Here is a 12,034-nt window from a genome sequence, read left to right on the forward strand (position 1 = left end):
GCTACCGGGTCAGCTCTCAGTGCAAAACAACACGGCATCATCCATGTCCTGAAACGTGGGTTGCAGTGGCGGGATGCTCCCCCCGAATACGGCCCGCATAAGACCCTGTATAATCGCTTCATCCGCTGGAGCAGGTTAGGCGTATTTAATAATATTTTAAAGCCTTATCATCTCAGGACACGCCGAAACAATTGCAGATAGACGCGACGCACCTCAAGGCGCATCGTACCGCTTGCAGCCTCCAAAAAAAGGGGCCGAACTATTGCTGGCCGATTTCCCGGCGGCCAAGCACCTCCTTGCTGATCGAGGTTACGACGCGGACTGGTTCAGGGATGGCTTACTGGACAAAGGGATAGCCCCCTGCATTCCCTTAAGGAGGAACCGAAAGCGTCTGATAGAATACAATAAGGCTTCGCATAAACAGAGGCATAAGGTCGAAAACATGTTCGATAAACTCAAAGACTGGAGGCGTATATCAACTCGATATGACCGCTGTGCACACACTTTTTTCTCCTCAATATGCATCGCAGAAATCGTGATATTTTGGATTTAACGAGTCCTGACCCTAGGCAAAGTTTGTGTTTCCAAACAAATTGGACCCCGCCGAGTGTCGGCGGGGTCCAAAGATTAAGAAATTGACTTAGTTAGAAGCTTCAAGGATAGCGTTCACAAGGCCGTCACCATTGGTTTCGATAAAGGCTTCCCAAACTGGTTTAATAGCCTCTTGAAATGCGTTTCCATCAACGTCGCGGTTGATTGTCATTCCATCGGCTTCCAGTGCGGCAAGCATTTCGTCTTCTTTCGCGATGCTCAACTCGCGCTGCATCGCAACGGCTTCTGCTGCCACCTCAAGAATAACCGTCTGTTCATCTGCTGACAAACCTTCAAAAGCATTATTATTCATCGCAAGTGCCAACGGTGAATAGGCGTGCTGGGTCAGGCTGAGGAATTTCTGCACTTCATAGAACTTAAACGAAAGAGTCACACCAATCGGGTGATCCTGCGCGTCGACAACACCAGTTTCCAAGGCGGTGTATAGTTCGGCTACTGGAATTTGCTGAGGGTTTGCATCAAGGGCCGAGAACATGTCGTTGAGCGCGATAGAGTTGTTAACCCTCATTTGGAGGCCCGCAACATCAGCTGGTACTTTTATTGGGCCGCGATTGTTGGTCATGTTGCGATAGCCGTTTTCTGGAAAACCTAGACCTTTAAGACCAAATTCACCCATTTGATCCAGTACGCCTTGACCGACCGGTCCGTCTAGAACCTGATAGGCCGCTTCGCGGGTTGGAAACATGAAAGGCAAAGTGAAAGCTGCGGACTCAGGCATTAAACCGGAGTAGTTGTTCAACCCAACCATTGCCAAATCGATAATGCCGGAACGAATTCCGTCAATCATCTGTGCATCGTTGCCCAATTGACCGGATGGGAAAATGTTGACCATGACGTTGCCGTCCGTGCGTGCTTCGACTTGCTCTTTGAAGAACAGAGACATTGTTTGCTGGAGGTCGGATTCCGGTGCTGCGTGCGCCAACTTTAGCGTTGTTTCAGCTGTAGCGAATGTAGCGCCAAAAATCATTGTGCCAGCAAGCACCATTGGTTTCATAAAAGATTTCACTTGTTTTCTCCTCCGAGGACAATTTAGCCGGTGATGAATTTCATCGGCACGATTATGATGTCCGGGAAAGCTATGAACAGCCCCAAGAGCACCAAATATGCAGCTATGAAAGGGAGCACCCCTTTGACAGCCTTGGACATTGGCACGCGGCCAACACCACAAACAACATTCAGAACATTGCCGACTGGTGGCGTGATCAATCCAATGGAACAATTGATCACGAACATCAGCCCGAAATAGACTGGATCGATCCCCGCCAATTTAATGACAGGCATCAGCAGCGGCACAAGGATAAGCACGGTAGGCGCCAGATCCATGACCATGCCGACGGCCAAAACCAGCAACATAATCAACAGCATCAGAGTGCGCGGATTATCGATAAATGGCCCAAGCAGTACTGCCAGCTGTTGCGGCAACTGCGCCACAGTAATGAGCCATGCCGCAACCATAGCGCAGCCGACAAGAAACATGACCATTGCAGTTGCGCGTCCAGAATTTTTCAGTACCAAATAAAACTTGCTCCAAGTCATCTCTCGATAAACAAACGTGGAGATAACGAGCGCATAAACCGCAGCGACAACCGCAGCCTCTGTGGGGGTGAAGACTCCAAACCGAATACCGCCGATGATGATAACAGGCATCAGGAGTGCCCAAATGCCTTCACGCAACGAGGCCATTTTTTCGGCCAACGGGGCCTTGGGTGCAACAGGCAGATCCTCGTTGCGTACAAGAATAGACCAGACCAGAATAAGCGTTAGCCCCATCAGTAGCCCAGGGACAATCCCACCCAAGAACAAATCCTTAATCGAAATTCCGCCCGCAACACCGACCAAGATCAGTGGCAGTGAGGGTGGAATAACTGGGGCAATGATACCACCAGACGCCAGCAAGCCCATAGAGCGTCCTTCTGGATATCCGGCTTGTTTCATCATCGGATACAGAATGCTAACCAAAGCGGCGGCATCGGCGACAGCCGATCCAGAGAGACCGGCCAACAAGACCGAAGTGAAAATCGCAACGTACCCCAAGCCACCCTTACGGTGCCCAACAAACATCGTCGCCATCCGCACAATACGCGTCGAGAGGCCACCAACGGACATAACCTCGCCCGCCACAAGGAAGAATGGAATCGCTAGCAGCGGAAAACTATCTACACCGTTGATCAGCGACTGTGCAAGAATATCAACGCTGAACGTATCCATGTAAAACATGAGCGCGATGGACGACAACAACAGTGCGAACGCGACGGGCAATCGAAGCATGATCGAGAACAGCAGAACACTGAGGAAAATTGCCAGAGTCATAGTGTGGGTCCATCTTTAGTGGCGAACGCATCGGGATAGAAAATTCGCACGGCTGCTACGAAGGCCATCAAGCCACCAGAAATAACGCCGGCTGCATAGAAGAGCCCTGAAGGCAGCCCAGTAAGTTGTGAAATATTGTTCCAATTGGCCATCATTTGGCGGAACGACCCCCAAAACAGCATACCAACGGCGAACAAGATAATTACCCAACCGAGGCGTCGCAGAAAGGGGACGGCACGAGGAAAAAGAACATCTGATATTTCAGTCACTGCGAGATGTTCATCACGTCGCAATACGACCACCGCGCCAAGCATGACTACCCATACAAAGCACATTCTTGATAACTCGACTGAAGGCCGCAAACTTGACGAAAAGCCGTAGCGCAATACCACATTTGTGAAAACAAAAGCGATCATGACAATCATAAGAACCGCTATTACGGCTTCAATGGAGTTCCATAACCTTTCGGCAAGTTTACTCATGCGCTCCTCCCAAAGCAAATTTCAACAGGCTAAATCAGGCGCCAGAGTCGAATAATCGAATACTATAGTTGGGATTGCAAATGTCCCAAGATATGTTATCGATAACACATATTGAATGTTATCGATAACACTTGCAACAACTTTCTGTCAATAACCATAGTTTTCATTTTAACTAAGGGGAGGGCGCACTGGGAACCTGATCGCCTCAATCCGATCAGGTGGAGTCACCTTCGGGCACGTTGGTAAAGTGAAAAGTATGTGTCTTTACCTGTCTCCGAGGCAAGGTTTGAAAGGAAAAGCTAGGCGGGGATGCAACAATCGGCGTTTTTACTTGGCTATCCATGCGGCACGCGGTGGGTTCAATGTCACCACGAGACCAAGCGCCCCACGCGGTACGGGTTTAGCCATTGTCGAAGCTGGGCGGCCTGCCAAATGTCAACAAACCTGTAACGGGCGCGTAGCGTATGATTCTGTCATTGTGATGGTCCGAGAAAAGTAAACAGTTCAGATACTGAACCAGTTCGTCCTAGTTGCGAGAAACTTGACCGATGCGACCCAGACATTGCGGTCACACACTTGCCATGGTTTTTGTGAAATGACATTTGTGTTTTATTTCCTAGTCTGGGTAAGTGTTATCGATAACTGCTCGCATCTTCAAAACGAAAGAAGGCTATTATGATTGCAACTATGGACACCAAATTGCTCACCCATCGGGGAGCGATGGGGATGCTTACAGCGGGTGTGGAAGCCGCTGAACAGATGGGCCAGCCGCAATGTATTGTTATTGTCGATGCCAGCGGGCAGTTGATTGCGGAAATCCGGATGACGGGTGCCAAGTTTCTGAGCCGCAAGTCGGCAAAAGCTAAGGCGTTGACAGCTGCATCGACCGGTGGAGCTTCATCCAATATTCCGGAGAGCGTACGCCCAGCAATTGGGGTCGCGACAGGCGGCCACATGACTGGCTTACCAGGAGGTTTGCCGATTATTGTAAATGGCGTTGTGCTGGGAGGGATCGGTGTCGGGTCGGGCACAGGTCAGCAAGACATTGAGGTCGCAGTGGCGGCGCTGAATTCAATCGGTGCTGACATATGAAAATTGCGTTTCTCGGCACCGGATTAATGGGTGCGCCCATGGCACGCCATTTGGCCGCTGTGCACGACGTGACCGTGTGGAATCGCAGTGAGCACAAGGCGAAGGCCCTTGGGGATGTATGTAATGTCCGTGCAACTCCGCAGGAAGCTGTAAAAGGTGCGGAGTGCGTGATTTCCATGCTATTGGATGGTCCTGCAACGCGCGCAGTTTTGGATAACCTTACGATGCACGCTGCGGCGAAAGGTGGGCTAATCATAGATATGGGATCCGTTGATCCTGACACAGATCGGGCACTGGCAAGGCAAAGCGAAAGTATCGGGTTGGCCTACCTGGATGCGCCAGTGTCAGGCGGCGTGACGGGTGCCGAGGCCGCAAGTCTCGCGATCTTGGTTGGTGGCTCAAAGGCTTCATTCCTACGTGCAACCCCTGTTTTTAATTTGCTTGGTCGGGCAACGCATTTGGGGGAAGTAGGCGCAGGGCAGGTCGCGAAATTGGCCAACCAATTGATCGTCGCAACCACGATTGGCGCGGTGGCTGAGGCTATGCGATTGGCCGAGGCAGGGGGGTGTGACAAGGCTGCGTTGCGCGACGCCCTGCGTGGCGGGTTTGCCGATAGTCGTATCCTTGATCTGCACGGTGCACGCATGGTCGAGGGTAATTTTACCCCCGGTGGTCGCTCTGTCGCGCAACTTAAAGATCTCAACAACGCGATGACCTTGGCACATACAGCGGGTCTGTCTTTGCCACTTTCAGAAACGATCACAGCAGGGTTTCGCGATTTTGTTGAAGTCCATAACGGCGGCGAGAAAGACCACTCCGCCTATTATGAATGGCTGGACCTTAAGCGAAACTAATCTGTGCTTTCATCGTCTGCGTGCGATCTGACGCCAGCTTGAACCCTGCAACAGCATCATCAATGCTGACGGTGTGCGTGATCAGCGGCTTCACGTCGATCAACCCTTTTTGCATCAAACTGACACCGGTTTGGAATTCATCATGAAACCGGAACGACCCCTTGAGTGACAGCTCTTTAGCCGTGATAGCCATCATCGGTAGGGTCATGTCCCCGCCAAGCCCAAGCTGCATGATCGTGCCGTGCGGGCGCATCGCGTGAATGCCTGCCGCCAGCGCGGGGGCCGCACCCGTGCATTCATACAAGACGTCGAACGTGCCTTTGTCCGGTGTGAACTCTGCCAATCCATCGGGATTTTGCGCCATGTTGATAACTTTATCTGCTCCCGCAGCGCGCGCCATTTGTAGTGTGTAATCACTCAGATCTGTTGCCACAATCAGGTCCGCACCGGCGCGACGGGCGCATAGGATGGACAGGATGCCAATAGGGCCACAGCCGGTCACCAGCACTGACTTCCCGACCAAGTTGCCCGCCCGCCGCGTCGCGTGCAGGCAAACGGCAAGTGGTTCAGCCATTGCGGCTTCGCCCGGAGTTATGCCGTCTGCGACTGCGCATTGGCTGTCACTAACATTCAACACTTGGCGGAACGCGCCTTGGATATGCGGGAATGGCATGGCTGAGCCATAGAAACGCATGTTCAGGCATTGGTTTTGCGCGCCCTCTAGGCAAAACTTACATGTATTGCAGGGCCGCGACGGGGAAATGGCTACAAGTTGGCCAAGCTTTAGGTGTTCAACACCAATGCCTAGTTCAGTGATGTGTCCGGCGACTTCATGTCCAAGTACCATCGGCTCGCGCAGCTTGATGACGCCAAACCCACCGTGGTTATAATAGTGTAAATCGGTGCCGCAAATACCTCCAATGGCCATGGTGATCTGTACCTCGCCGCTGGCGGGTGGGGTGATGTCATGGTCTTCGATGCGCAGATCATTTGCTGCGTGAATGACAAGCGATTTCATCCTAATTTACCTTCGTCAAAAGTGGATTGCCTGCGAAATGCGCAATCAGGTTGTCACGCACCAGCTTACCCATTGCTTTGCGTGTTTCAAAGGTGCCAGACGCGTGGTGCGGTTGGACCATCACGTTGTCTAACGCAAGAAAACGTGGGTTCAAGGCCGGCTCGCCTTCAAACACGTCCAATGCAGCGGCACCGACGGTCTTGTTTTCCAGCGCAATTAACAATGCCTCTTCGTCGATGTTGGCCGCACGTGAGATGTTAATGACCATGCCATCAGGCCCAAGGGCATCCAATACTTCTTTGCCAACGATATGGCGCGTGTCAGTGGATGCAGCGAGGGTTACGAACAAGAAATCCGCATGTTTCGCGAGTGCAATCGGATCTGCGATAAACGTCCAGTCCGGCGCGTAGCCTTTGGCGCTGACATCACTATAGGCGATGTCGAGATTGAAACCCGAGAGCCGTTTAGCGACCTCGAACCCGATCCGCCCAAGGCCCAGGACTCCGGCCTTTTTGCCCCAAACGCGCGATTGCAACGGGTACAGACCCTTTGCCTCCCAAGACCCGTCACGGACCCACTGGGATGCACCGATCATGCCGCGCGACTGGGCGAGCATCATCGCTACGCCAAGGTCGGCCACGTCGCTTGTCAGCACATCGGGCGTGTTTGTTACATGGATACCGCGTGCAGTGCAGGCAGCCACATCGACCGCGTCATAGCCAACGCCGTAAACCGAAACTACTTGGAGATTGGGGCACGCATCGAGCATGGCCTGCGTGGTCCCGAGTTCACCACGCGTTGCGATGCCTTTGATGCTTGGACCTACCTTGGCAAGGAATGTAGCTTTGTCATCAGCTTCGAAATATTTGTGCATGTTGAATGCTTCATCCAGCGGTTCTTGGTCCCAGTCCGGATAGTAACCAACCTGAAGAATATCTGGTTTTGTCATTGTGCACTCCTGCGGTTCGACTGAATTTGTTATCGATAACATAGATCAGACAATTGGAGCCGTCCAGTCGTAACTTCGTTTGTTAAGTGGTCTATTGACAAAATTTGTTATCGATAACATAAATTGGGTACTGATATTAAAAGGGATTCGAAAAATGGGCCTTCAATTGTTTGACCTGACAGGTAAGCGAGCTCTGATAACGGGGTCGTCTCAGGGAATAGGCTTTGCCCTTGCGCGCGGCCTTGCATCTGCGGGCGCGTCGATCGTGCTGAACGGGCGCGACACCGCCAAGTTAAACGCTGCTGCAGCGAGATTGCGGGAAGACGGCGCGGTAGTTGAGGTGCTTGCTTTTGATGCTACGGATCATGTTCGAGTACGCGCGGCTGTTGATAAATTTGAGGCAGAAACCGGCCCGATTGATATCCTAGTAAACAATGCAGGCATGCAGCACCGCGAAATGCTTGAAGACTTTCCAGCTGATATGTTCGAAAAAATGCTGCAAACCAACATTGCATCCGTGTTTCACGTCGGTCAGGCATGCGCGAACCATATGATCAAACGTGGTAAGGGTAAAATTGTGAATATCGCAAGCGTTCAGACCGCACTCGCGCGCCCCGGAATTGCACCATATACGGCGACGAAAGGGGCAGTTGGGAACCTCACAAAGGGGATGGCGACAGATTGGGCGCGGCATGGATTGCAATGCAATGCTTTGGCTCCTGGATATTTTGATACGCCCTTGAATGCGGCTCTTGTAGCAGATCCCGAATTCTCCTCGTGGCTAGCAAAGCGTACGCCGGCAGGACGGTGGGGCAATGTCAAAGAACTGGTTGGGGCGTGTATTTTTCTGACCTCCGACGCGTCCTCTTTTGTGAATGGCACGACAGTGTTTGTGGATGGCGGCATCACTGCTTCTCTATGATGAAACGCTTCGTGGTCATGGGTGTAGCGGGTTGCGGAAAGTCTTCGATTGGGGCGGAATTTGCCGTCCAGTTGGGTGCGGATTTTATAGATGGCGATGATCTGCATTCAGCTGCTAATATTACAAAGATGGCAGCGGGTATTCCTTTGGACGATGCTGATCGTGGTCCATGGCTCGCTGCCGTCGGACGCACCTTTGTAGATCACAAGCTTCCGTTGGTCGTTGCTTGCTCTGCTCTCAAGCGTAGCTATCGCGATATCATCCGCAGAGCTGCACGTGGTGCCGTCACATTTCTGCATCTTGACGGCACTCGCGATGTGATTGCGGGCCGGATGGCTGCGCGTACAGATCATTTTATGCCGCCTGCCTTGCTTGACAGTCAGTTATCAACTCTTGAACCACCCGCACCGGATGAAAACGCAGTTAGAGTCGATATTGCCCAGAGCCCGGATGCGATCGTAGCCGAACTGGTCGCCCATTTTTATAAGGATACAAAATGTCAGTAAAGGTCGCATTAATTGGCGCAGGAGCCATGGGCGGTGCGATTGGCACCCGTTTGGCACAAACCGGCAATCAGCTCACAGTCTTTGATCTAGATGCCGACAAAGTCGCGGAATTGGTCGCACATGGCGCCGTGGCCGCAGAGTCTGCCGCCGCGGCCGCTGCTGCGAGTGATTATGTCATCACCAGCCTTAATGCGCCGCGCATCGTAGACATCGCCGTGTTTGGCAAAGCTGGCGTGGCGGAGGGTGCTAAGCCCGGCACACTGATTATCGATATGTCCTCTATTGACCCCGAAGCAACAAAGAACCTTGCCGCGAAGGCATCAGAGATAGGGTTGCGCTGGGTCGATAGTCCGCTATCGGGAGGTGCACCCAAGGCATTGATCGGAGAGTTGACGTTGATGGCGGGCGGCGATGCGCAAGACGTCGCGGACGCGCATAATGTGCTGAAACATGTCGCTTCGAATTACACGCATATGGGGCCCGTTGGAGCAGGGCAGACAACAAAACTTATCAATCAGGTTCTATGCGGGCTCAACTTTCTGGCGGTGGCTGAGGCTACAAAATTGGCACTTGATGCCGGTGTTGATGCGGCAAAAATCCCGATCGCCTTAAAAGGTGGGCGCGCAGATAGCGCAATATTGCAAGAATACATGCCCCGTTACGTCGCCAAAGATTATCGTCGCACAGGCCGAATAGACAATATGGTCAAGGATCTGAATGGCGCCCAAGATTTGGCGCGGCGTACCAACACCGCCATGCCGATGACCGCCGTTTGCGCCGAAGTGCACCGCCTGCTGACGGCCGCCGGATTGGGCGGCGAGGATCAAGCGGCATTGATGGAATATTTCAATGGCCCAGAGGAGTTGGCAGAATGATCACGAGATTTGCAATGTTTGAAGGAACAATCCACGCGGGAAAGACGGACGCGTTTCGCGCAGCTATAATGGATGAACTCTTGCCTAAGTGGCAGGCATTCCCCGGTGCACGAGCAGTGCGTGTAACGTTCACCGAGGAGGCCGATCCTGGCGCGCCAGAATTCCCCTTGATCATGGAGATCGATTACGATGATCTCACCGCCGTGACCACTGCGTTGAATTCGCCCGCGAGGACGGAGGGTAAAAAAGCGACAGAAGCATTGCTGCCGCGGTTCTTTAAGGGTCGGATCCACCACCATGTTGCCACCAAGGCTTGTTAGCGCATGATTTGGTTGCAAGTCCGAGATGAACTCGCCAGAAGTGGTATCGATCACATATAAGGAAGCTCTATGAAGCGTAGCCCAACTATGAAAGACGTAGCGCGAGCTACTGGCTTGTCCGTTATGACGGTCAGTCGCGCTTTCAAGGAAGAGGCTTCTGTGGGGGCTGCGACTCGGGCAAAAATACACGAAACGGCGAACCGGCTTGGCTACGTTTTTGATATGACAGCCGCGAACCTTCGCACCAAGCGCAGTGATTTTATCGCGGTGACAATTCCGTCCCTTAATAATGCCAATTTTGCCGCGACCGTTGTGGCGCTGACCAACAAGCTTAGCCAAGCGGGCTACCAGGTGCTGCTAGGACATACTAATTATGAATTGGAGCGCGAAGAGCAGCTGATCGGTCAATTCCTGCGCCGTCGCCCTGAAGCGATAATCGTCACAGGTGGACACCACACCGACAAGGCCCGTCAAATGTTGATAGGGGCCGGTGTGCCTGTCATTGAAACATGGGACAATCCGCATAGCCCAATTGGCCATGTAGTTGGGTTTTCCAATGCAGATACGATGCAGCTACTTGTAGATCATCTCGTTCAGCAAGGGCGCACGCGTATTGCGTTTATGGGTGGCGATTCTGAAAGCGACACGCGTGGACAAGATCGGCGCCGTGGTTTTCAAGCGGCTATGGCGAGCCATGGATTGCCGACTGATCTTTTGGTCGGTTCTGGTGCGCCGCAAGGTCCTATGCAAAAGGGTGCAAAAGCGATGAGCGAATTACTTGAACGGTTTCCTGATGCGAATGCGGTGATTTGCGTGTCTGATCTTGTGGGTTTTGGCGCGTTGTCCGAGTGTCAACGCCGCGGCATAGCTGTTCCTCATCAAATCGCAATCGCTGGGTTTGGGGCATACGATATTGCTGAGGTCTGCGTGCCGACAATGACCACTATTGACCCGATGTCGAAAGAAATCGGGGAGAGCGCCGCCGATCTGGTGTTGGAGTTATTGAAGTCTCCCGAAACGGCGCGGAACAAAATGATCACTCCGGTCCTGAAACCAGCACAATCTACATCGACTAAGTTTGCCACTTTCTGAAAGGCGGGGTCCATATACATCCGCACATGGCCAAGAAGACGACACGGCGGGACCTATTTCAAAACCATCTCGACAAGAGGGAGCATGGTGTTGTCAGAGGAAACTGACTTGCGCGGGGCGGGGCGGGGTAAGTAACTAGCTTAGGGCCATGACAAAACACTCCCCTTTTCGCTATTTCAAAACGAGCCCTGAAATCATCCGTCTAGCGGTGATGCTTTACGTTCGGTTTCCGCTCTCACTTCGAAACGTGGAGGATTTACTCCACGAAACGGTTCGGTTTTGGTGGAACAGGTTCGGGCCAATGTTTGCGTCTGAGATACGGAAGAAACGAGTGGAACGATTGCGATCCTGGCCTCAATGGCAGTGGCACCTAGATGAGGTTTGTTTTGAAAGTAAACGGCGAACGTCACTACTTATGGCTAGCGGTTGATCATGAAGGTGAGGTGTTGGAAAGTTACGTCACCAAGCGCCGCGATGAGGGCACAGCCCTTAAATTTACGAAGAAAGCGATGAAACGGTACAGCCAGCCTGAGATTATAGTCACTGACAAACTTCGCTCATACGGCGCCGCGATGAAGATGATTGGTAACGCGGCGAAACAGGAAACAGGACGCTGGAAAAACAATCGCGCTGAGAATTCACACTTGCCGTTCCGACGACGAGAGCGAGCGATGCACCGCTTTCGTCGAATGCGAAGTTTGCAGAAATTTGTTTCCGTTCACGCATCCGTTTTCAACCACTTCAATCAGGATCGCAGTCTATCGCAAAGAGTTCATTTCAAAGCCAATCGCAACGCGGCTCTTACTGAGTGGCGCGGCTTTTGTGCGGCATAAAAGGGCAGGGATCCTAGCCTAGCTGAGACGAGTTCGAATTAGTCTGAAACCACCGTTTGAGATTGTTTGTGTTCCATCATTATAGATCAGGCACGCGCGCGAACCATCCGGATCACCTTATTCGATAAGTATTTTTGCAAGGGATAGGTGATCCAATCCGTGATACCCA

General features: G+C 52.4%; 12 protein-coding genes and 2 pseudogenes. 9 read left to right on the plus strand and 5 right to left on the minus strand.

The features are described 5' to 3' along the window. Window positions 1-33: 33 nt before the first annotated feature. Window positions 34-553 (plus strand): annotated as a pseudogene (locus AB9F26_RS19275) (transposase); the annotation flags it as partial. Window positions 554-640: 87 nt separating this feature from the next. On the opposite strand, the gene AB9F26_RS19280 reads toward AB9F26_RS19275, so the two are convergent. The 3 genes from AB9F26_RS19280 to AB9F26_RS19290 are packed head-to-tail and all read right to left on the minus strand — an operon-like array spanning window position 641 to window position 3,404. After that, entirely contained in the window at window positions 641-1,618 is a 978-nt protein-coding gene (locus tag AB9F26_RS19280; RefSeq protein ID WP_369756735.1) for a DctP family TRAP transporter solute-binding subunit, read from the minus strand. 23 nt (window positions 1,619-1,641) lie between these two features. Beyond that, a complete protein-coding gene (locus AB9F26_RS19285; protein WP_369756734.1) occupies window positions 1,642-2,922 on the minus strand; it encodes a TRAP transporter large permease subunit in 1,281 nt (426 codons plus the stop codon). Further along, on the minus strand, window positions 2,919-3,404 hold the full coding sequence (locus AB9F26_RS19290) for a TRAP transporter small permease (RefSeq protein WP_369757969.1): 486 nt from the start codon (window positions 3,402-3,404) through the stop codon (window positions 2,919-2,921). The genes AB9F26_RS19285 and AB9F26_RS19290 overlap by 4 nt, the downstream gene beginning before the upstream one ends. Window positions 3,405-4,079: 675 nt before the next feature. Between AB9F26_RS19290 and AB9F26_RS19295 the strand changes: the two genes are divergently transcribed. Both AB9F26_RS19295 and AB9F26_RS19300 read left to right on the plus strand, forming a co-directional pair. Beyond that, window positions 4,080-4,496: a heme-binding protein gene (locus AB9F26_RS19295; RefSeq protein WP_369756732.1), complete on the plus strand. Its 417-nt coding sequence runs from the start codon at window positions 4,080-4,082 to the stop codon at window positions 4,494-4,496. After that, on the plus strand, window positions 4,493-5,350 hold the full coding sequence (locus AB9F26_RS19300; RefSeq protein WP_369756731.1) for an NAD(P)-dependent oxidoreductase: 858 nt from the start codon (window positions 4,493-4,495) through the stop codon (window positions 5,348-5,350). The genes AB9F26_RS19295 and AB9F26_RS19300 overlap by 4 nt, the downstream gene beginning before the upstream one ends. Here the strand turns inward: AB9F26_RS19300 and AB9F26_RS19305 are convergent. Further along, window positions 5,337-6,368 carry an L-idonate 5-dehydrogenase gene (locus AB9F26_RS19305; RefSeq protein WP_369756730.1) on the minus strand — a complete coding sequence of 344 codons (1,032 nt, stop codon included), beginning with the start codon at window positions 6,366-6,368 and terminating at the stop codon, window positions 5,337-5,339. The two genes, AB9F26_RS19300 and AB9F26_RS19305, sit on opposite strands and share 14 nt — an antisense overlap. Window position 6,369: 1 nt before the next feature. Then, window positions 6,370-7,317, minus strand: coding sequence for a 2-hydroxyacid dehydrogenase (locus AB9F26_RS19310; RefSeq protein WP_369756729.1), 948 nt, complete (start codon window positions 7,315-7,317; stop codon window positions 6,370-6,372). A gap of 154 nt (window positions 7,318-7,471) precedes the next feature. On the opposite strand from AB9F26_RS19310, the gene AB9F26_RS19315 reads away from it, so the two are divergent. The 6 genes and pseudogenes from AB9F26_RS19315 (at window position 7,472) to AB9F26_RS19340 (ending at window position 11,865) form a co-directional block, all read left to right on the plus strand. After that, entirely contained in the window at window positions 7,472-8,239 is a 768-nt protein-coding gene (locus tag AB9F26_RS19315; protein WP_369757968.1) for an SDR family oxidoreductase, read from the plus strand. Beyond that, window positions 8,236-8,745 (plus strand): gluconokinase, encoded by a 510-nt coding sequence (locus AB9F26_RS19320; protein WP_369756726.1) that lies wholly within the window; start codon window positions 8,236-8,238, stop codon window positions 8,743-8,745. Before AB9F26_RS19315 ends, AB9F26_RS19320 begins: the two co-directional genes overlap by 4 nt. Further along, window positions 8,736-9,620, plus strand: coding sequence for an NAD(P)-dependent oxidoreductase (locus AB9F26_RS19325; protein WP_369757967.1), 885 nt, complete (start codon window positions 8,736-8,738; stop codon window positions 9,618-9,620). The genes AB9F26_RS19320 and AB9F26_RS19325 overlap by 10 nt, the downstream gene beginning before the upstream one ends. Beyond that, window positions 9,617-9,940, plus strand: coding sequence for a hypothetical protein (locus AB9F26_RS19330; RefSeq protein ID WP_369756724.1), 324 nt, complete (start codon window positions 9,617-9,619; stop codon window positions 9,938-9,940). Before AB9F26_RS19325 ends, AB9F26_RS19330 begins: the two co-directional genes overlap by 4 nt. Before the next feature lie 69 nt (window positions 9,941-10,009). After that, on the plus strand, window positions 10,010-11,032 hold the full coding sequence (locus tag AB9F26_RS19335; protein ID WP_369756723.1) for a LacI family DNA-binding transcriptional regulator: 1,023 nt from the start codon (window positions 10,010-10,012) through the stop codon (window positions 11,030-11,032). A 148-nt stretch (window positions 11,033-11,180) separates the two neighbouring features. Next, a pseudogene (locus AB9F26_RS19340) lies at window positions 11,181-11,865 on the plus strand (IS6 family transposase). Window positions 11,866-12,034 lie beyond the last annotated feature (169 nt).

Source organism: Falsihalocynthiibacter sp. BN13B15 (assembly GCF_041205415.1).
GTDB lineage: Bacteria > Pseudomonadota > Alphaproteobacteria > Rhodobacterales > Rhodobacteraceae > Falsihalocynthiibacter > Falsihalocynthiibacter arcticus.